Here is a 17771-nt window from a genome sequence, read left to right on the forward strand (position 1 = left end):
ATGCGACAGGTCTGGATCACCAGGGCCGGGCGGCCGGAAGTCCTCCAGGTTAAGGAAGCGCCGGATCCGACGCCGCAACCCGGCGAGCTGCGCATCCGCGTCGAGGCGAGCGGCGTGAATTTTGCGGACGTTCTCGCGCGTCTCGGCATTTATCCCGACCTCCCGGGCCTTCCCGCCGTCGTCGGCTATGAGGTGGGCGGCCGCGTCGACGCCGTCGGCGCCGGCGTCGATCCGACGTGGATCGGCCGCGACGTTTTCGCGGCCACGCGCTTTGGCGGCTATTCTGACCTCCTTTGCGTCCCTGAAAACCAGGTTTTCCTGCGTCCGTCCGACATGTCGGCGCAGGAAGGGGCCGCCTTGCCGGTGAATTATCTCACCGCCTGGCAATTGGTCGTCGTCATGGGCGGACTGAAGTCCGGCGAGACCATGCTGGTGCATTCCGCTGGCGGGGGCGTCGGAATCGCCGCGACGCAGATCGCCAAACATCTCGGCGCGCGCGTCATCGGCGTCGCCTCGCAATGGAAACATGCCGAATTGGCGCATTACGGCGCGGATCACCTTATCGACCCGCGACGCGACGACCTCGAAAAATGCGTTCGCGATATTACCAGGGGGCGCGGCGTCGAACTCATTCTCGATCCAATCGCCGGCTCGTCCTTCAAGCGGAGTTTCCGCATGCTCGGCGCAACCGGCCGGCTGGGGATGTTCGGCGTTTCCTCCTTCGTCAACGCCAAGGAGCGCGATCTGTTCAATGTCGTGAAGTCGCTTCTGGCGACGCCTTTGTTCCAGTTCATGCCGATGACGCTCATCAACGCCAATAAGGGCGTCTTCGGCGTCAATCTCGGGCGCATGTGGGGCGAGACGGATCGCCTGCGTCTCTGGGCGGAGGAATTACGCAGCCTGTGGGAAAAAGGCGCGATCAGGCCAAGGGTCGACAAGACGTTCAGCTTCGACGACGCGGCCCTCGCCCACCATTACCTGCAGGACCGCAAGAATATCGGCAAGGTGCTGCTGACGCCCTAGCAATAAGCCAAGCTCACGTCTGAAGCCCCGCCTTAATTTGTCCACGCGATTTGGATTATTGACTCCTTCCATGAACTAAGCCCCAAGCATTAGAGGCTCGTTTTGTCTGAAGAAGTCGAAAAAACAACGTCATCGGAAGAAGCTGTGCAGGAGCTGATCGATTCGGCTGAGATATTGAAGCAGCTTCACGATGAGATCTTGGCTCAGATCGAGAAGTTCGACGAGCTGACAGAAAAGATATCCTCGATGAAAGGACCGGGGAACTGAAGGGCCATACATCTAGACTAAGCTAAATCCGGGAGGGCCCTGCCCGCCTTCCTCCCTTCAAACCCGGTCTAGGAGGCCTTTATCGCGGAAAGAATGATGCTCTTCGGATTCGTCAGAGCGGCGTCCCAAAACGCCTCCCCGAATGCGCAAAGACCCTCGGGCGTCACCTCGAACGGCATCCACTCGATCGATGAAAAGCCGTTGCGCGCGAGCGCCGCTTCATAGGTCGGCCGATCCCACTGCATGCATTCGATCGAGAATTCGGACGCGCCGTAAAAGGTCATCTTAAAACGCGCGCCGCAGCTTCCCCGCTCCAGCTCCTCGACGAAATAGCCGTATGGCAAGGTGTCTTTGCGGCCGTTGACGAAGGCTGGATTGGGTACGACGGCCAAGAGCCGCCCGTTCGGCGCGAGATTCTCAAAGACGCCGGAGACCATGTTGTCGAGAGCGTCGACATCTTCGGCGTAGTTGAACAGAAAGATGGCCGTCGCCAAGTCGAACGCTCCAAATTTGGGCTTTTCGGCAACGTCGGCGACAAAATAGCTGACGCCCAAAGGCGCGCGGCGCTCCTCTTCTTCGGCGAGCTCGATCATCTGCGGCGACAGGTCGATCCCGACGACGACGGACGCGCCACGCCCTTTCAGCATTCGCGTGTAAAACCCTTCGCCGCAGGCGAAGTCGATCGCGCGCTTTCCTTCCAAGTTCCCGATCGCTTTGAGAACGGACGGCGCCTCGAGAAAAAGCGACATGGGCGCTTTCCGCGCCTCCCGATACGCATGAGCGATGCGCTCGTATTGATCGTGCATATGCAGCGCCTTCGAAATAACTTCCGTTCATTATCGTCGGATCGAGGGAAAGCGGCAAATTCTGCAGCGCTCATCATCATTTGGAAATCAGCGCCGGCAATAATGAGATGATCTGACTCTTTCGTATCGGATGATCTCGCCGCCGGCGCTGGCGTTTAATTCACCTGCGACGCATTCACGTCCCACTCTCACAAAAGAAGTCGTATAACCCCACGGATAGGCGGCAGTGCTCGCGGGAGACCCCGTCGCGGGATCGTAACGCCATGGCGCTGACATGCCCCAGCCGCGGCGGGCGGGAGGGTGCGACCAGCCGCGGCCCCAACCCGCCTCGATCCACGGTCCGAGACGCGGGGCGCCCGGCGGGCGCCACCCATGTCGCCGCGGCGCGGCCGCCGCCTCCGACGACAGCGCCACAACCGCCAGAGCGAAAACACAGATCGCCCGCAAGGCCCATGGGGACACGACAGCCTCCAGCTTCGCCATATTAGACGCGCATTCGGCAGGCCTGTCGATCCCTCGCCCCGTCACATGACGCGCGCCGCCGTATGTCCCGCATGCAGGTGATGATGGGGCGCGAGCTCGCCGGGCGAGGCCGGCCGGGTCAAGCCGCCCTCGTCGATCCATTTGCCCGTCACGCGCGTGGCGCGCGCGATGAGGCTCTCCGCCTGCGAGAAATCATATGGCGAGACGTCGAGGGGGCAGAGCGCCGGCGCCATGCGCAGCTCGATCTCGCGAGGCAGCCGCTCGATATCGCGCATGAGCTGCCAGGCGATGAGCAAAGTGACCGCGTGCAGCGCCCGCGCCACGGCGCCCGTCGGCGGTCCCTGCAAATCGCAGGCGTAGCCCGTGGGCAGAATAATCACCCGTCGCGCGCCGAGCGCCGCGGCGAGGCTGAGCGGCGTATTGGCGGCGATCGCGCCGTCCATCAGCGACACGCCGCCGATTTCGACAGGCGGAAAGACCCCCGGCACCGCCGCGCTCGCCATGATCGCTTCGGTGACGGAGCCGTCCGACAGGCGCACTGCTACGCCCTGCATATCGGTCGCAACGAGATGCACCGGGAGAGGCGCCTCCTCCAGCCGTTGAAAGGGAAGCGTGCTTTCGACGAGACGCCTGAGCGGCGCAGGATCGACGAGAAAGCCCTGCCCCCTCAGCACCGCCAGAGCCGTCATCGCGCTGAACGGAAAGACGTCCCTGCGGCGCAGCCCGAGCCAGATCGCCGCCAGGGCCTCGACGCCCTCGGCGTGGGGATAGGCGGCGAAATAGCTGGCGTTCAGCGCGCCGACCGAGGAGCCGACGACAAAATCGGGAAAGACGCCCGCCGCCAGCAACGCCCGCAGCATGCCGACCTGGATGGAGCCGAGGCTGCCGCCGCCGGCGAGGACAAAGGCGGTCTTCCCTGCGCTCATGTTCCTGCCCCCCGCTCGGCGGAAGGTAGCGCGCGGCTAGATGAGGTCGATATCGACAAGCGAGACGAAGATCAGCGAAAGCCCGAGCATGCCGATGAACCGGAACGCTGGCTCCTGCAAGTTATAGACGCCGGCGCGCCACATCTGGAACCACTCGCCGCCGACGCCCATGAAGCCGAAGGAGTAGAGCAGAAAGCCGAGCGCCAATCCGGCGATCGCCAGGCTTTTCGCCGCGTTGAAGGCGCCCGCGCTCCTCGTCCGCGCGCCCCACAGGATCCAGGCCCCGTAAAGCGATAGCGCTGCAGAGGCGAACTCCACCGCGATGATGAGGAGATAGAAAACATGATGTAGCGCCGGGCTCGTGATGGCCCGCCATTTGAATGGAGTTACGGGAACCTCATCCATCGAGAGAATGTGCTGCACCACGTCGAAATTCGTGCCGTAGTCGAGCACATTGCCCAGAGCGACGACGAGCATCACGAGCCCCATCGCCGCGGCGACCGCAATCTTCGCAATTCGCACCATCACAATGCGCGTTCCTCTTTTGCAACCGAGGAAAGCCTAACGCGAATGCATTGGAAAGAGAATGCGCGGCTTCGAAACGGCCGAGCGCATGCGCCAACCGCTTGGCCAGCGGCCGCAACCGCACAAGCGCAAAGGCTGCGAGGCGGCCTTTCAGGCTTGTCGCGATGAAGCGCGCCTCGATGCGGGTCTCCCCCGACGCCCACGCCCGCTTATAGGCGTCGGCCGGCGGCAGCATGTCATAGGCGGCGAGCCCCTCGCCGGCCAATCGGGCGATAAGCCGCCCTGTGAGCGCATGGCCCGGCGCGCCGTCGGCGAAACGCTCATCGAAACAACCCAGCATCGAGCGATACGCGCCTTGCCCGAAAAAGCCGACGTCGAGCGCCGCCACATCGTCGCCGACCATGAGCGCGTTGACGCGCACGAAGCCCTCGCGGGCAAGGGTCGCCAGAAAATCCTCTGAGACGGGATGCGACAGTCCAATGCTATAGGCGCCCCTCCGGCGCAGCCAAGCGCGCTTGAGCGCCAGGGCGTGGCGCGCGAGACTCTCGCGCTGTTCGGGCGTCCGCGCCTCGACGAGCGCGACAGTTCCCTTCGTCTCGAGAAGCCGTGCGCGCCGCTCGACGCTTTTTTGCCGGCGGGGGGTCCAGCCGCGCAGATCGGCGAAGGGCGCCGCCAGCGGCTCCCCGGCCGAGTCGCCCGCGCAGAACACGCCGTCGGCGCGCAGACGCGTCAGCGCAACGAGATCGACGTCGCGCCAGCGCGCAATCTCCGCGAGCGCGAGGTCGCGCCAGCCTGCCCGCTCCACGCCGGGACGCGCGAGCGCGTCGCCATATTGGGTCAGCGGCGCGCCGACCCAGCAGGCGATGGAAACGCCGAGGCGCCGTTCAATCTGGAAGGGCGCAATCAGAACCAGCCGTCCCCCCTCCCGAAGACAGAGAATGCGCGGAACGACCCTGTCCCCCGCCAACTGCAGCCAGGTTCGGCACCAGGCGAAGCTCTGAAAGCCTGTCGCCTCCGGCGTCGCGCTTTCGAGCTCCGACCATTCTCTTGAAAGCGCCTCGACCCCCTCGAATGTGTCGATGCATTCGACGCAGAGCGCGATCATTTCAGGATTTCATAAGGCGCGACGTCGACGAATCCCTGCTTGGCCGTCGGATCGACACGGAAGTCGATCTTCAACCGCACGCCATGGGCGCCCGTGAGCCACCGCCAGCCCTTGTGCGCGGCGGCGAGCGCGAATTTCGCCTTGTAAGCGGGGCCTTTGGTCTCGCGCGAAAGATCCCGGCCGCCGAAGAGGGGCCGCAGCAGACCGTTGGCGTAGTCGACCGCGTAGCCGGCGCGCAATTCGTCGCTCCAGTGTTCCGTCGTGAAGGAAACGTTCAGGCAATCGCCGTTTTGGACCCGATGCGGCGCGTTGCGGGGCCAGGTGGTCCAGTCCCCCGGCCCGAGTTCGAAACTCTCAGCGGCCGCCTCATATGAGGGATCGTAAGGCAGATCAGTGTCGCTGCTACGCTGAAGCACGATGTTTTCGATCCTGTCCTGCGGCAGGAAGGGCGGGCGCGGCGGGTATACCCAGACCCTCTTGCGGCCCCTCACCTGCCAGAGACTCTGGCCCGGAACGTCGGCATGCAGCGCGACATTCATCCGCGGAGAGGAAATCAGGACGCTCATCGAGCGCCTGTAGCTGTGAAAGCCGGGAACATGGCGCTCGATGTCGGCGAAGAGGCTGTCGAGAGCGTCTCTATAAGCTCCCGACGTCTCCTGTACGCACTGGAGATGCACCCAGATGTTTCCGCGCGCGACGGCGGCCATCACGTCGCGGCCGGAAAGTCCGACCATGTCGCCCTCGCGCCATTTGCGCGAATCAGTCTCCTCCCGCTCGATGGTGTTGACGTGAAACCGGACGCGCGGCGTCGCCTCGATCAGGGTCTCGAGCGCGGCGTCGGAAAACAGCGGGCTGTCGGCGAGCCGATGCCTCAACGCCAATGGCTTGCGCCCGAAGTCCTGCGCCTGTCCCGGACGCCATTCTGTGGAGGACTGTCTCATGGCCGCGTTACAACTTCTCCAACCATGGACAAGCTAGAGTCGGAATGGGAAAGAAAAGATGGACGGCGAAGGAGCCTGCAATGATCGATCTCTATTACTGGCCCACGCCCAATGGCCACAAGATCACGATTTACCTCGAGGAGACGGGCCTGGCCTATCGGATCAGGCCCGTCGATATCGGCAAGGGCGATCAGTTCAAGCCGGAATTTCTCGCGATCTCTCCAAATAACCGCATGCCGGCGATCGTCGATCACGCCCCCGCCGACGGCGGCGCCGAGGTGGCGCTGTTCGAATCCGGGGCCATCCTCCTCTATCTCGCCGAGAAGACGGGCCGGCTGTTGCCGCAGGAGTTGCGCGGACGCCTGCGCGCGCTGCAATGGCTGTTTTGGCAGGTGGGCGGCCTTGGCCCCATGGCCGGCCAGAATCACCACTTCGGCAAATATGCCCCTGCCCGCATTCCCTACGCCATCGATCGTTACCGCAACGAGACCAATCGCCTCTATGGCGTGCTCGATCGCGAGCTGGCCAAATCGCCGTACGTCGCCGGCGACTACTCCATCGCCGACATCGCCTGCTACCCCTGGATCGTCCCGCACGAGGACCAGGGTCAGGATCTCGACGACTTTCCGCGCCTCAAGCGCTGGTTCGAATCGATCAAGGCGCGGCCCGCCGTCGCCCGCGCTTACGCCGCCGGCGCTCCCTACGAGCGCCGCCGACCGGATTTCACCGCGCTCGAGCGGGAGATCCTGTTCGGCCAGACGGCCGCGCGCCCGGACGAAAAATAGGGTATGGCTCGGGCGACATAGCCAACAGGGAGCCATGCCGCCTTCATGTCCAACGACCGTCAATTCGCCGCGCAGGAAACCGCCAAGGCGCTGATCGAGGTGCAGGCGGTGCTCGTCAATACCGAGAAGCCCTTCATCACCACGGCGGGCTGGGCGTCGCCGGTCTATATCGACATGCGCAAGATCATCAGCTACCCGCGCCTGCGCCGGCGGCTCGTCGACTTTGCGACGCGCGCCATCGAGCGGGACATCGGCTATGAATCGCTCGACGTCGTGGCCGGCGGCGAGACGGCGGGCATTCCCTTCGCCGCCTGGATTTCCGACAGCCTGATGCTGCCGATGCAATATGTGCGCAAGAAGCCCAAGGGCTTCGGCCGCAATGCGCGCATCGAAGGGGACCTGCACGAGAACGGCCGCGCCCTGCTCGTCGAAGACCTCGCGACCGACGGCGGCTCCAAGAAGGATTTCGTGCAGGCGCTGCGCGACGCAGGCCAGCGCTGCGACCATGTCTTCGTGTTCTTCTTCTACGACATCTTCGCCGGCGCGCGGGAAGACCTCGAAAAGCTCGGCGTCAGCCTGCATTCTCTTGCGACCTGGCGCGATGTGCTCGCGGTCGGCCGCGCGCATCGCTACTTTCCTGAGGCGGCGCTGAACGAAGTCGAGGCCTTCATCTCCGACCCGGTCGCCTGGTCGGCGGCGCATGGCGGGGCCGACAAGCCGAAGGCCTGATGCGCGAGCGCCCCTCCCCCGCTGCGCGGGAGAGGGAGCGGACCATGGCCTTCGTCGATCAAGTGGGGGCATTTGAAATGAGCAGATTCTTTTTCTCCGCCGCCCTGCTTCTCCTCGCCGTCGCCCCGGCGCGCGCCGATCCGCCGCCGGGTTTCTCGCGCCTCGCCGACGTCGCGCCCGATATTTTGCAGGACATGCGCTACGCGGGCTCCGACAATTTCACGGGCCATCGGGTCCCCGGCTATGACGCGCCGCAATGCTGGCTGAAGACCGACGCGGCGAACGCGCTCGCCGCGGCGCAAGCGGAGGCGAAGGCCAGGGGCATTTCGCTCGTGGTTTACGATTGCTACCGCCCCAGGCGCGCGGTTTCGGCCTTTGTCGACTGGTCGCGCAACGCCGATCAAGCGACCAAGCCCGAGCATTATCCGCGCCTCGACAAGAGCCAGCTCTTCCCGCAGGGCTACATTGCGGCGCAGTCCACCCATTCGACCGGACTCGCCGTCGATCTGGGCGTGAAGGGCTGGAACTTCGGCACGCCTTTCGATTTCTTCGACCCGCGCTCCTGGACGAAATCCCAGACGACGCGCGACGCCCGCAAGCATCGCGACGCGCTCGTCGCGCTCATGCGCCGGCATGGTTTCGACAATTACCCCCGTGAGTGGTGGCACTTCACATTCAAGGGCGTCGAGAACGCCGAGAGCTATGACGCGCCGATCGACTGACGGCGGCGACGCGGTTTCTTTGGCGAATGCAACCTCAGGGCAAGGGCGCCATGCGGCGGATCAAAACGGCGATCGTTCTCGGCCTCCTTCTCGGCGCCTCCGGCGCGTCGGCGAAGGACTGCAGCGCGCTCGCGACGCAGACGGATATGAATATCTGCGAGGGTGAGATTTTCGAGAAGGCCGACGCGCGGCTGAATGACGTGTACCGCCGGCTCGCCGCCAAGATCAGCGCCAAAGGCAAGAGCAAGCTCGTCGAGGCCGAGCGCGCCTGGCTCACTTATCGCGACCTGCAGTGCGACTTCGACACGCTTGGCGTCGAGGGCGGCTCGATCCACGGCATGATGGTCGCGCAATGCCGGACCGAGATGACGAAAGAGCAAACCAAGCGTCTCGAGCGCCAGCTCACTTGCCAGGAAGGCGACATGTCCTGCGGCAATCAGTAGAAAGTTCCCGGGCTAACGCCCGCCCGAACGCTGCGGGACATGGGCGCGCACCCAGGCGGCGAAAGCCTCCTCGTCGATCTCCCGGTTGGCGAATTGCGCCACGGCGATGAAGCACTCTTCGTCACTCGCCGCGAGCTCATAGCCATTGTCCGCCAGAAATAGCTCGAGCGCCGCCAGGGCGACGCGCTTCTTGCCCTGAACAAAGGGATGGCTGCGGATGAAGCCGGCGGCGCAGGCGGCGGCGAGGCGGGCCGCGTCGCAGCCGGGCGCAGCGCGGGCGAGGTCCACTGGCCGCTGGAGCGCCGCCGTCAGGGCCGCCTCGCTGATCACGCCGACCGCGCCGCCATGCTCGGCCAGAACGGCCTCGTGGACCGCAAGCGCGATCGCCCGGTCGAGAAAGCGCCAGCCTGTCTCTTCCCTTTTCTTCATGGCTCCGATGGGCGGCGCGCCCCCGTCTCGTGGTTGGCTATCGCGCGACTGTCACAGGCGGCGCGCGCATCCTTTCACTGCTTTGGCAGGAACCCCGACGCCCCGCCGCGCAGTTGAAGCGTTCCTGCGCCCGGCTCCGGGTTGGCGGCGCTGGCGCAGGCGGACAACGCCATGGCCAGGAAAAGGCAGGCCAGCTTTCCCATTTGCGGTTCCCCTTCCTCGATCACTTCGACAGCGCGCGCAGCGCATTGTGCCTCTTGCTGATGATGCGCTTCGCGAGGGCTACCCGGCGCTCGAATTCCGGGTCCGTCTTGGTGACGCGATAGCCCTCGGGCGAGCGCGTAAGATAGAGGCGGTCGCCTTTCTCGACCCCGAGATCGGCGATGATTTCGCGCGGCAACACCACGCCCAGCGAATTGCCGATGCGAATGACCTTGAGCGCGCCATAGGCTTCGATCGGATCCGGGTCGCTCATGGTTCTTACATCCGTTTCAACGCTAAACGTTGGTATACACGTTATAACCCGCGGCGTGAGGCGGCAATATGACAAGCGCCGGCGACCCGCCCCATCGATCTGAAAAAGCGCTAAACTGCGATTCCGATGCGCCCCGACATTCTCGCCCCGCTATTTGGCCGGACCGCCGCACTGCCCGGCGTCGGCCCCAAGACCGCGCCGCTCTTCGACCGCCTGCTCGCCAGGCCGGGAAGCCAGGCGCGCGTCGTCGATCTGCTGTTTCACCTGCCGACCAATGTCATCGACCGCAGCCAGCGCCCCACAATCGCCGAGGCGCCGCTCGAGACGCAGGTCGTGATCAAGGCGCAAGTCGTCGATCACCGCCGTCCCCAGGGGCGCTACGCCAAGCAGCCCTATCGCGTGCTTGTGGAGGACGAGACCGGCGACGTGGAGCTCGTCTTCTTTCTCGCCAACGCCGACTGGATCGAACGCAGCCTGCCGCTCGGCGCGACGCGGTGGATTTCCGGGCGCATCGAGCTTTATGACGGCCGCCGGCAGATGGTCCATCCCGACCGCGTGCTCGACGAGGCCGGCCTCGCCAAGCTCGCGCCTTTCGAACCCGTTTACGGGCTGACCGAAGGGCTTCAGCCGCGCTTCGTTTTACGCGCGGCGGAAGAAGCGCTGGCGCGCCTGCCCGACCTCCCGGAATGGCAGGAGCCGACGGTGCTGGCGGCGAACAAACTCCCGGGTTTTGGAGAAGCGCTGCGCGCCGCGCACCGGCCCGACAGCGTCAAGGCGCTCTCCCCGCAGCATCCGGCGCGACAACGCCTCGCGCTCGACGAATTGCTGGCGAGCCAATTGGCGCTGAGACTGACCCGCGCCAAAATGCGCCGCCTGCCCGGCCGAGAGAACAAGGGCGACGGCCATATCGCTTCGACCATCGAAGCCGCCTTGCCGTTCCGCCTCACCGGCGCGCAGCGGCGCGCGCTCGACGACATTCGCGCCGACCTCGGCTCCGACATGCGCATGCTGCGGCTGGTGCAGGGCGACGTCGGCTCCGGCAAGACGGTCGTCGCCGCGCTCGCCATGGCGAGCGTCGTCGAATGCGGCCGCCAGGCGGCTCTGATGGCGCCGACTGAAATTCTTGCGCGCCAGCATTACGAGCGTCTCGCTCCGCTCCTCGAACCGGCCGGCGTGCGCGTCGCCTTGCTGACCGGCCGGCTCAAGGCGAGCGAACGCGCAGCGACTCACGCGGCCGTCGCAGCCGGCGAGATCGAGGTCGTCGTCGGCACCCATGCGCTCGTCCAGGGCGACCTCGCGTTCCGCGATCTCGGGATCGCCGTCGTCGACGAGCAGCACCGCTTCGGGGTGCAGCAGCGGCTGGCGCTCGGCGCCAAGGGGGACGCGGTCGACGTGCTCGTGATGACGGCGACGCCCATTCCTCGCACGCTGGCGCTCACCGCCTTCGGCGACATGGATTGCTCCGCCCTCGACGAGAAGCCGCCGGGGCGCACCCCCATTTCCACCCGCGCTTTGCCGGCCTCCCGTATCGGCGAGGTCGTCGCGGGCCTCATGCGCGCCGTTGCGTCGGGCGCGCGCGCCTATTGGGTCTGCCCGCTCGTCGAAGAGAATGAAGATCTCGACCTCGCCGCCGCCGAGGCGCGCGCCGCCGATTTGCGCCATTATTTCGGCGACGCGGTCGGTCTCCTGCACGGGCGCATGAAGGGGCCTGAGAAGGACGCGGCGATGGAGGCGTTCCAGAGGGGCGAAACGAAGGTGCTTGTCGCCACCACGGTGGTGGAAGTGGGCGTCGACGTGCCCGAGGCGACGATCATGGTGATCGAGCACGCCGAGCGCTTCGGCCTCGCGCAGCTGCATCAGCTGCGCGGCCGCGTCGGGCGCGGCACGGGCAAATCGAGCTGTCTGCTGCTTTACAAGGGGCCGTTGAGCGAGGCCGCCAAGGCGCGGTTGACCACCTTACGCCAGACGGAAGACGGATTTCGTATCGCGGAAGAGGACCTGCGGCTGCGTGGCGAGGGCGAACTGCTCGGCACGCGCCAAGCCGGGCTGCCGGGTTTCCGCCTCGCCGATCTGACCGCCCACGCCCGGCTCCTCGCCATCGCCCGCGACGACGCCGAGCTCGTCCTGCGCCGCGACCCGTCTTTGTCGAGCGCGCGCGGCGAGGCGTTGCGCGTCCTGCTGTATCTCTTCGAAAGGGACGAAGCGATCCGCCTGCTCCGGGCCGGGTGACACGTCGCCAGGCAAAGCCGGCGCCTCGGCTCGCGTGCGACGGCGCACATACCGCGGGCCCCACTCCCTCTAGGTTGCTCTCCAACGACCACTCGAGTTGATGGAGAGAGAAATGACGAACGCTTTCACCAAAATCATCGGCGCCTTATTGGGCATGTCCATCTTCTTTGCCGTCGGCGTCGGCCTCGCCCATGCGGGAGGCTCGATGGACCCCTCCTCCCACCAGAGCCGCTGCGATCACCCAGCCTGCGGCCTTCGCTGAGGCCAAGCAGGGAGAAAGCTTGAGAGGCCCCAGTAGGCGGTGTCTCAGACCCGGCGCGCGAGGACGATGCGGTTGCTGTTGACGCCCTTGGCGTTGTTGGCGACGCCCCAGCAATTGCTGGTCTTGGTGAAGCTCTGTCGGTTCACCATGACGCCGAGGCGCGCGAAGGGCAGCCCCGCCATCGCCTCCCAGACCAGCCGCTCCAGCAGGACGCCGCCGTTGCGCACTTCGCCAACCTCATAGGCCACAGCTCCCCCCGGCCGCAGCACGCGGGCTAATTCCTGGAAGACGCTGCGCGTCATGCGCGACCAGGCGTCGAGGCTGCGCAACTGCGAGATCGTGACGGCCTCCGTCTCGATCCCCGCGAACCAGTTCCGCAGCCAATTGTCGGCGCGATAGTCGACGATGTCGAGAAAGGGCGGCGAGGTGACGACGAGGTCGACAGTGTTGTCGCCGACATGCGTAAGGCGGGCGGCGTCGGCGACGGCGAAATGGGCGGGCGGCGCCGGGGGCGGCGCGCCGTCGGCGAGGAGCGCGCGGGATTTCTTGAATATGAGCGCGGCGACGTCGCGAAGCGGCGGCGTCTGCTCGCGGCGGGCGTTGATTTTCAATTGCGCCTTCACGCTGACCGCCTGATTGGGCGGCAGCGTGTAGACAGAGAAAAACCCCGCGGAATGGCCCGTCAGCCGATTGAGCGCCACCATTCTGATCCAGTCGTCGACAGGATCGGGCGCCGCCTCGGACAGGCGCGCGGCGAGCCAGTCGCGCAACGCGCAAAGCTGGCGCAGCGTCTCGGGATGGTAGAAGGCGAGCAGTTCGTCCGGCGCGACGCCCCCCGTCGACAGCGGGGCCTCGGCGAGTCGCGCCGCGACGTCCTCGAGCGCCGGCGGCCGCAGCCGGGGCCGCGTCAACATCAGCGCCAGCGGATTGGCGTCGGAGCCGACGGCGCGGCGTCCCATCAGCGCAGCCTGAAGGGGCGTCGTGCCGCGTCCCATGAAAGGATCGCAAACGGTCTCGCCGGGCTGCGTCAGGCGCTCGATGAAAAAGGCCGGGAGCTGCGGCTTGAAACAGGCGCGATAGCTGATCTCGTGCAGCGAATGGGCGGCGCGCTGCGCCGAGGTCCAATACTCGTTGACGAAATACGTCAGACCGCCCTCCTCCACGACCGCTGTCGGCGCGCCGAAGGCGTCGAAGGCGCGCAGGGCGGAAAGAAAGGCGTCCTCGGCGGGCGCCCGCGCGGCGTCACAAGACGCGGTCGGCAAGGCGAGGCAGTCTTTTCACTCTGGCGCCGGCTTCGTGCCGCGCCAGCGCCAGTTCATATTCGAGTTGCAGGCCAAGCCAGTCCTCCGGATCGACTCCGAACCAATGGCCGAGCCGCAACGCCGTATCCGCCGTCACGCCGCGTTGGCCGTTGAGGATGGCCGTCACGCGGTTGACGGGCACGTCGATGTCGCGGGCGAGGTCCGAGGCGGTTAATCCGAGGTCGGCGAGATGCTGGGCCAGGACCTGGCCCGGATGCGGCGTCATGATGCGCCCCTCGACTGATGCAGGAGAAAATTTGCTTGGCCGGCCGCCGCGGCGCACGGGGTCGCGCCGGGCGCGGGCGGCGTGAGATGGCGCTGGCTCAGGCGGGGGCCGCTGGGGCGGCCCCGGCCGGGACGCCCGCTCCGCGGCTTTGGCCGGCGGACGCTCCGCGGCGCCGCCGCCCTCCACGCGTTCCGGGAAGCCCCCGGCGAGGAAGAGCTGCGTCAACGCATGATGATAACGGCCATGGCGACGGCCCATGTCAGGCTCCGGTCAACCGCTGCGCGGTTCTGCATGACGCACATCATAACACGCTACTGTGAACGATGGGCCGCTTCCCCCGCGTTCCATTGAGCGCGAGTCTCGGCGATGAAATCGGCGAGCCGCCTTTCCGCGATCGCCGCCCGCAGCCCCGCCATCAAACTCTGATAATAAGCGACATTGGCCTGCGTGAGCAGCATCATTCCGAGGATTTCCCCCGCTTTTACGAGATGATGCAGATAGGCGCGCGAATAGTCGCGGGCTGCGGGAGACGTCGATTCGGGATCGAGCGGCGAGAGATCCTCCGCGTAGCGGGAATTCTTGATGTTGATCTTGCCGAATCGCGTATAGGCGAGGCCGTGGCGACCGGCGCGAGTCGGCATGACGCAGTCGAACATGTCGATCCCGCGCGCCACCGCCTGCACGATGTCGTCCGGCGTGCCCACCCCCATCAGATAGCGGGGCTTCGCGTCGGGCAGATGCGGCAGCGTGGTCTCCAGCATGTCGAGCATCACGTCCTGCGGTTCGCCGACGGCGAGGCCGCCGACTGCGAGGCCGTGGAAATCCATTTGCGCCAACGCCCGGGCGCTTTCGATTCGCAAGGGTTTGGAGGCGCCGCCCTGCACGATGCCGAAGACCGCCCTGCCCGACTGTTCTCGAAACGCCTTCCGAGAGCGTTCGGCCCAGCGCAGCGACAGCCGCATCGCCCGCTCGGCCTCCGCGTCCGAACACGGCAGACGCACGCATTCGTCGAATTGCATCTGAATGTCAGAGCCGAGGAGGTGCTGGATCTCCATGGAGCGTTCGGGCGAGAGATGATGCCGCGAGCCGTCGATGTGAGACTGGAAGGTCACGCCCTCTTCGTCGAGCTTGCGGAGCTTGGCGAGCGACATCACTTGAAAGCCGCCCGAGTCGGTCAGGATCGGAAAGGGCCAATTCATGAAGCGATGCAGCCCGCCGAGTCGCGCGACGCGCTCGGCGCCGGGGCGCAGCATCAAATGGTAAACGTTGCCCAGCAGAATGTCGGCGCCGGTCGCGCGCACATCCTGGGGGAACATGGCTTTCACCGTCGCGGCCGTGCCGACCGGCATGAACGCCGGCGTACGGATGGTTCCGCGCGGCGTAAAGATTTCGCCCTTGCGCGCCGCTCCGTCGGTCGCCTGAAGGGTAAAGGAGAATTCAGCGCTCATCTGCGTTCCTTCGCGCCGGGTTCGGCGATCTTGACGATTTTGTAGATCCCGTGGTCGGTCTCGTTGAACCAGACGGTGAAGAGCGTCCCGACCTTCAGTTCCGCGTCGCGTAAATCCGTGCGCCAGCGATCGTCGCTCTCGCCGAAGTCGATGCGTCCGTCTCGGCGCAGGATGAAGGGACGCGGCCGCGCGCCGTCGAGATCGACCGCGCCGAAGACGTCCCAGGTCGCGGCGAAGCGAAGGCCGTCCGCGCGCAGGTCAACCGTCATCAGCGCCTCCGTGGGATCATCGCGCCACTGCGCGATCAGGCGAACGCTGCGCGTCATGCGTCGGCGCGATACAGCAGGCTGGCGTCGCCATAGGAATAGAAGCGGTAGCCGCCGGCGATGGCGTGCGCATAGGCGGCCTTCATGCGGTCGAGGCCGCAAAAGGCCGAGACGAGCATGAACAGCGTCGAACGCGGCAGATGGAAATTGGTGAGCAGCATGTCCGTCGCACGGAATTTATAGCCCGGCGTGATGAAGATGCTCGTACGCGAGGCGTAAGCGGCGAGGCGTCCGTCCGGCGCGGCGGCGCTTTCGAGCGTGCGCAGCGCCGTGGTGCCGACCGCGACGATGCGGCCGCCCCTGGCGCGGGCCGCGTTAAGGGCCTCAGCGGTTTCGCCATCGATGCGCGCGAACTCCTCGTGCATTTTGTGGGCCTCCGTATCCTCCGCCTTTACGGGCAAGAAGGTGCCGGCGCCGACATGCAGGGTCACGCGATGCAGCGAGACGCCCTTCGCCGTCAGCGCCGCAAGCAGCGGGGCCGTGAAATGCAGACCCGCCGTCGGCGCGGCGACGGCGCCGGCCTCGCGCGCGAAGACCGTCTGGTAATCCGCTTCGTCGCGGGCGTCGGCGGCGCGCTTACCGGCGATATAGGGCGGCAGCGGCATCTCGCCTGCAGCCTCGATCGCCTCGTCGAGTGCTGCGCCGGAGAGCTCGAAGCGAAGCGCAATCTCCCCCTCGTCGCCCTTGGCCTCGACATGCGCGTCGAGCACGCCGGACAGGCAGGCCCCCTCGCTTTCGCGGCCGAAGCGGACAAGGTCGCCGATGGCGAGTTTCTTCGCTGGCCGCATCAGCGCGCGCCAACGCGACCCGTCGAGTCGTTCGATCAACGTCGCCTCGACGCCCGCGCTCAAGGCGCCGCGGCGTCTTTTGCCGGAAAGGCGCGCGTGAATGACGCGCGTGTCGTTGACGACGAGGACGTCGCCTTCTTTCAGAAAGGACGGCAGATCGCGCACAATCCGATCTTCGAGAGCGCCCGTCGGCGGCACGACGAGCAGGCGCGCGCTGTCGCGCGGCTCGGCGGGGCGCAGCGCAATACGGTCCTGGGGAAGGTCGAAGTCGAAGAGATCGACGCGCATGTCGGGGTCGCGGCCACCTCTCCCGATGCAATGGGGAGAGGGCTGGGGTGAGGGGGCTCGCCCCTCACCCTAACCCTCTCCCCGCGCGCGGGGAGAGGGAATGGATCAGGCGCTGAGCGTCGCCTTGATGATCTTGTCCGGATCTCTCACCGGCTCGCCGCGCTTGATCTTGTCGACGTTCTCCATGCCGGAAATCACTTCGCCCCAGACCGTATATTGCTTGTCGAGGAAGCGGGCGTCGTCGAAGCAGATGAAGAACTGCGAATTGGCCGTGTCCGGATGCGAGGCGCGCGCCATGGAGCAGGTCCCGCGCACATGCGGCGCGTCGTTGAATTCCTGCTCGAGGTTCGGATATTGCGAACCGCCGGTGCCGGTGCCGCGCGGACAGCCGGTCTGCGCCATGAAGCCCTCGATGACGCGGTGAAACACAATGCCGTCATAGAAGCCCTCGGAGACGAGCTTCTTGATGCGCTCGACATGCTTGGGCGCAAGATCGGGTCGCAATTTGATAACGACGGGACCCTTGGTGGTCTCGAGCGTCAGAGTGTCGGCGGCTTCAGTCATTTTCTGTCCTTTGTATTGTCGCCCGCTCGTCGAGATGGCCGGGCCTGTCCCGGCTATCCACGAAAGCGTCTCGGCGTGGGCGGCCGGGACAAGCCCGGCCAACGCTGAAAGGGGTCAGCTCTCGTCGCCGGCGACCCGAACCTTGAGCATGCGGTCCGGGTTCTCGACCGCGCCGTTATTGGCCTTGTCGCCCTTCTTGATCTTGTCGACGACGTCCATGCCGGAGACGACCTCGCCCCAGATCGTATATTTGCCGTTGAGCTGCGGCGCCTCGGCGAAGCAGATGAAGAACTGCGAATTGGCCGAGTCCTTGTCGCCCGGCTGGCGGGCCATGGCGACCGTGCCGCGCTTGAAGGGTTCGTTACTGAATTCTGCCTTGAGGTCGGGATAGCGCGAGCTGCCCATGCCGGTGCCGTCGGGATCGCCGCCCTGCGCCATGAAGCCCTCGATCACGCGATGAAAGGCGATGTTGTCGTAGAAATGTTCCTTGGCGAGGCGCTCGATGCGCTCGACATGCTTGGGCGCGAGATCGGGGCGCAGCTTGATGGCGATGCGGCCGTCCTTGGTGTCGATATAAAGGAGCTTGTCTTCGGCGCGGGCCAAAGAAGCGGTCCCGAGCGCAGCCGAAACGGCCACGGCGGAGAGCAGAACACGACGGGTAAGTTTCATTGAGCCTCCCT

The 17771-nt window shown here is 65.8% G+C and carries 23 protein-coding genes; 8 read left to right on the forward strand and 15 right to left on the reverse strand.

The genetic code is table 11. The annotated features are described in order from the left end of the window. Positions 1-1023, forward strand: coding sequence for a medium chain dehydrogenase/reductase family protein (locus RVU70_RS17235; RefSeq protein WP_363348504.1), 1023 nt, complete (start codon positions 1-3; stop codon positions 1021-1023). 102 nt (positions 1024-1125) lie between these two features. Next, positions 1126-1290, forward strand: a complete 165-nt coding sequence (locus tag RVU70_RS17240) for a hypothetical protein (protein WP_363348505.1) — start codon at positions 1126-1128, stop codon at positions 1288-1290. 68 nt (positions 1291-1358) lie between these two features. On the opposite strand, the gene RVU70_RS17245 is transcribed toward RVU70_RS17240, so the two are convergent. From RVU70_RS17245 to RVU70_RS17265, 5 genes are all read right to left on the reverse strand, one after another. Next, complete coding sequence (locus tag RVU70_RS17245) at positions 1359-2096, reverse strand: class I SAM-dependent methyltransferase (RefSeq protein WP_363348507.1); 738 nt, start codon at positions 2094-2096, stop codon at positions 1359-1361. 524 nt (positions 2097-2620) lie between these two features. Continuing rightward, the gene (locus RVU70_RS17250; protein WP_363348509.1) at positions 2621-3505 is read right to left on the reverse strand and encodes a patatin-like phospholipase family protein; all 885 of its coding nucleotides are present in this window, start codon (positions 3503-3505) and stop codon (positions 2621-2623) included. Between the two features lie 36 nt (positions 3506-3541). Beyond that, positions 3542-3982 carry a DUF2165 domain-containing protein gene (locus RVU70_RS17255; protein WP_363348511.1) on the reverse strand — a complete coding sequence of 147 codons (441 nt, stop codon included), beginning with the start codon at positions 3980-3982 and terminating at the stop codon, positions 3542-3544. Continuing rightward, positions 3903-5135, reverse strand: coding sequence for a GNAT family N-acetyltransferase (locus tag RVU70_RS17260; RefSeq protein ID WP_363348513.1), 1233 nt, complete (start codon positions 5133-5135; stop codon positions 3903-3905). Before RVU70_RS17260 ends, RVU70_RS17255 begins: the two co-directional genes overlap by 80 nt. Further along, positions 5132-6076, reverse strand: a complete 945-nt coding sequence (locus tag RVU70_RS17265; protein ID WP_363348515.1) for a hypothetical protein — start codon at positions 6074-6076, stop codon at positions 5132-5134. Before RVU70_RS17265 ends, RVU70_RS17260 begins: the two co-directional genes overlap by 4 nt. Before the next feature lie 80 nt (positions 6077-6156). Here RVU70_RS17265 and RVU70_RS17270 point away from each other — a divergent pair, with 80 nt between their 5' ends. From RVU70_RS17270 to RVU70_RS17285, 4 genes are all read left to right on the forward strand, one after another. Further along, positions 6157-6861 (forward strand): glutathione S-transferase N-terminal domain-containing protein, encoded by a 705-nt coding sequence (locus RVU70_RS17270; protein WP_363348517.1) that lies wholly within the window; start codon positions 6157-6159, stop codon positions 6859-6861. 45 nt (positions 6862-6906) lie between these two features. After that, a complete protein-coding gene (locus RVU70_RS17275; RefSeq protein ID WP_363348519.1) occupies positions 6907-7590 on the forward strand; it encodes an orotate phosphoribosyltransferase in 684 nt (227 codons plus the stop codon). A gap of 77 nt (positions 7591-7667) precedes the next feature. Then, positions 7668-8312 carry a M15 family metallopeptidase gene (locus RVU70_RS17280; protein WP_363348521.1) on the forward strand — a complete coding sequence of 215 codons (645 nt, stop codon included), beginning with the start codon at positions 7668-7670 and terminating at the stop codon, positions 8310-8312. Between the two features lie 50 nt (positions 8313-8362). Next, positions 8363-8755, forward strand: a complete 393-nt coding sequence (locus RVU70_RS17285) for a lysozyme inhibitor LprI family protein (protein ID WP_363348524.1) — start codon at positions 8363-8365, stop codon at positions 8753-8755. 12 nt (positions 8756-8767) lie between these two features. Here the strand turns inward: RVU70_RS17285 and RVU70_RS17290 are convergent, their stop codons facing one another. The 3 genes from RVU70_RS17290 to RVU70_RS17300 form a co-directional block, all read right to left on the reverse strand. Beyond that, positions 8768-9184: a type II toxin-antitoxin system death-on-curing family toxin gene (locus tag RVU70_RS17290; protein ID WP_363348527.1), complete on the reverse strand. Its 417-nt coding sequence runs from the start codon at positions 9182-9184 to the stop codon at positions 8768-8770. Between the two features lie 74 nt (positions 9185-9258). Next, positions 9259-9387 (reverse strand): hypothetical protein, encoded by a 129-nt coding sequence (locus RVU70_RS17295; RefSeq protein ID WP_363348529.1) that lies wholly within the window; start codon positions 9385-9387, stop codon positions 9259-9261. A gap of 20 nt (positions 9388-9407) precedes the next feature. Next, complete coding sequence (locus RVU70_RS17300; protein ID WP_363348531.1) at positions 9408-9659, reverse strand: AbrB/MazE/SpoVT family DNA-binding domain-containing protein; 252 nt, start codon at positions 9657-9659, stop codon at positions 9408-9410. A gap of 126 nt (positions 9660-9785) precedes the next feature. Here RVU70_RS17300 and recG point away from each other — a divergent pair, with 126 nt between their 5' ends. Together recG and RVU70_RS17310 are read left to right on the forward strand one after the other, a co-directional pair. Continuing rightward, positions 9786-11888, forward strand: coding sequence for an ATP-dependent DNA helicase RecG (recG, locus tag RVU70_RS17305; protein ID WP_363348534.1), 2103 nt, complete (start codon positions 9786-9788; stop codon positions 11886-11888). A 112-nt stretch (positions 11889-12000) separates the two neighbouring features. Continuing rightward, positions 12001-12150: a hypothetical protein gene (locus RVU70_RS17310; RefSeq protein WP_363348536.1), complete on the forward strand. Its 150-nt coding sequence runs from the start codon at positions 12001-12003 to the stop codon at positions 12148-12150. Between the two features lie 44 nt (positions 12151-12194). On the opposite strand, the gene RVU70_RS17315 is transcribed toward RVU70_RS17310, so the two are convergent. The 7 genes from RVU70_RS17315 to RVU70_RS17345 all read right to left on the reverse strand — a co-directional run bounded on the left by RVU70_RS17315 (position 12195) and on the right by RVU70_RS17345 (position 17760). Continuing rightward, complete coding sequence (locus RVU70_RS17315) at positions 12195-13412, reverse strand: DNA methyltransferase (protein WP_363348538.1); 1218 nt, start codon at positions 13410-13412, stop codon at positions 12195-12197. Continuing rightward, entirely contained in the window at positions 13393-13935 is a 543-nt protein-coding gene (locus RVU70_RS17320; protein WP_363348540.1) for a HigA family addiction module antitoxin, read from the reverse strand. Before RVU70_RS17320 ends, RVU70_RS17315 begins: the two co-directional genes overlap by 20 nt. Positions 13936-13988: 53 nt before the next feature. After that, a complete protein-coding gene (gene tgt, locus RVU70_RS17325) occupies positions 13989-15125 on the reverse strand; it encodes a tRNA guanosine(34) transglycosylase Tgt (RefSeq protein WP_363348542.1) in 1137 nt (378 codons plus the stop codon). Further along, positions 15122-15451, reverse strand: coding sequence for a hypothetical protein (locus RVU70_RS17330; protein ID WP_363348544.1), 330 nt, complete (start codon positions 15449-15451; stop codon positions 15122-15124). The genes tgt and RVU70_RS17330 overlap by 4 nt, the downstream gene beginning before the upstream one ends. Then, the gene (queA, locus tag RVU70_RS17335) at positions 15448-16527 is read right to left on the reverse strand and encodes a tRNA preQ1(34) S-adenosylmethionine ribosyltransferase-isomerase QueA (protein ID WP_363348546.1); all 1080 of its coding nucleotides are present in this window, start codon (positions 16525-16527) and stop codon (positions 15448-15450) included. Before queA ends, RVU70_RS17330 begins: the two co-directional genes overlap by 4 nt. Positions 16528-16632: 105 nt before the next feature. After that, on the reverse strand, positions 16633-17091 hold the full coding sequence (locus RVU70_RS17340; protein ID WP_363348549.1) for a peptidylprolyl isomerase: 459 nt from the start codon (positions 17089-17091) through the stop codon (positions 16633-16635). A gap of 114 nt (positions 17092-17205) precedes the next feature. Continuing rightward, positions 17206-17760 carry a peptidylprolyl isomerase gene (locus tag RVU70_RS17345; protein WP_363348551.1) on the reverse strand — a complete coding sequence of 185 codons (555 nt, stop codon included), beginning with the start codon at positions 17758-17760 and terminating at the stop codon, positions 17206-17208. Positions 17761-17771 lie beyond the last annotated feature (11 nt).

Origin of the sequence: Methylocystis echinoides (assembly GCF_040687965.1) — a bacterium.
Lineage (GTDB): Bacteria > Pseudomonadota > Alphaproteobacteria > Rhizobiales > Beijerinckiaceae > Methylocystis > Methylocystis echinoides_A.

Coding starts and splice junctions, on each gene's coding strand:
- RVU70_RS17300 (WP_363348531.1), bottom strand. CDS start 9,659: ATGAGCGACCCGGATCCGATCGAAGCCTATGGCGCGCTCAAGGTCATT.
- RVU70_RS17290 (WP_363348527.1), bottom strand. CDS start 9,184: ATGAAGAAAAGGGAAGAGACAGGCTGGCGCTTTCTCGACCGGGCGATC.
- recG (WP_363348534.1), top strand. CDS start 9,786: ATGCGCCCCGACATTCTCGCCCCGCTATTTGGCCGGACCGCCGCACTG.
- queA (WP_363348546.1), bottom strand. CDS start 16,527: ATGCGCGTCGATCTCTTCGACTTCGACCTTCCCCAGGACCGTATTGCG.
- RVU70_RS17260 (WP_363348513.1), bottom strand. CDS start 5,135: ATGATCGCGCTCTGCGTCGAATGCATCGACACATTCGAGGGGGTCGAG.
- RVU70_RS17265 (WP_363348515.1), bottom strand. CDS start 6,076: ATGAGACAGTCCTCCACAGAATGGCGTCCGGGACAGGCGCAGGACTTC.
- RVU70_RS17295 (WP_363348529.1), bottom strand. CDS start 9,387: ATGGGAAAGCTGGCCTGCCTTTTCCTGGCCATGGCGTTGTCCGCCTGC.
- RVU70_RS17255 (WP_363348511.1), bottom strand. CDS start 3,982: ATGCTCGTCGTCGCTCTGGGCAATGTGCTCGACTACGGCACGAATTTC.
- RVU70_RS17245 (WP_363348507.1), bottom strand. CDS start 2,096: ATGCACGATCAATACGAGCGCATCGCTCATGCGTATCGGGAGGCGCGG.
- RVU70_RS17340 (WP_363348549.1), bottom strand. CDS start 17,091: ATGACTGAAGCCGCCGACACTCTGACGCTCGAGACCACCAAGGGTCCC.
- RVU70_RS17275 (WP_363348519.1), top strand. CDS start 6,907: ATGTCCAACGACCGTCAATTCGCCGCGCAGGAAACCGCCAAGGCGCTG.
- RVU70_RS17235 (WP_363348504.1), top strand. CDS start 1: ATGCGACAGGTCTGGATCACCAGGGCCGGGCGGCCGGAAGTCCTCCAG.
- tgt (WP_363348542.1), bottom strand. CDS start 15,125: ATGAGCGCTGAATTCTCCTTTACCCTTCAGGCGACCGACGGAGCGGCG.
- RVU70_RS17285 (WP_363348524.1), top strand. CDS start 8,363: ATGCGGCGGATCAAAACGGCGATCGTTCTCGGCCTCCTTCTCGGCGCC.
- RVU70_RS17320 (WP_363348540.1), bottom strand. CDS start 13,935: ATGGGCCGTCGCCATGGCCGTTATCATCATGCGTTGACGCAGCTCTTC.
- RVU70_RS17345 (WP_363348551.1), bottom strand. CDS start 17,760: ATGAAACTTACCCGTCGTGTTCTGCTCTCCGCCGTGGCCGTTTCGGCT.
- RVU70_RS17270 (WP_363348517.1), top strand. CDS start 6,157: ATGATCGATCTCTATTACTGGCCCACGCCCAATGGCCACAAGATCACG.
- RVU70_RS17330 (WP_363348544.1), bottom strand. CDS start 15,451: ATGACGCGCAGCGTTCGCCTGATCGCGCAGTGGCGCGATGATCCCACG.
- RVU70_RS17250 (WP_363348509.1), bottom strand. CDS start 3,505: ATGAGCGCAGGGAAGACCGCCTTTGTCCTCGCCGGCGGCGGCAGCCTC.
- RVU70_RS17310 (WP_363348536.1), top strand. CDS start 12,001: ATGACGAACGCTTTCACCAAAATCATCGGCGCCTTATTGGGCATGTCC.
- RVU70_RS17280 (WP_363348521.1), top strand. CDS start 7,668: ATGAGCAGATTCTTTTTCTCCGCCGCCCTGCTTCTCCTCGCCGTCGCC.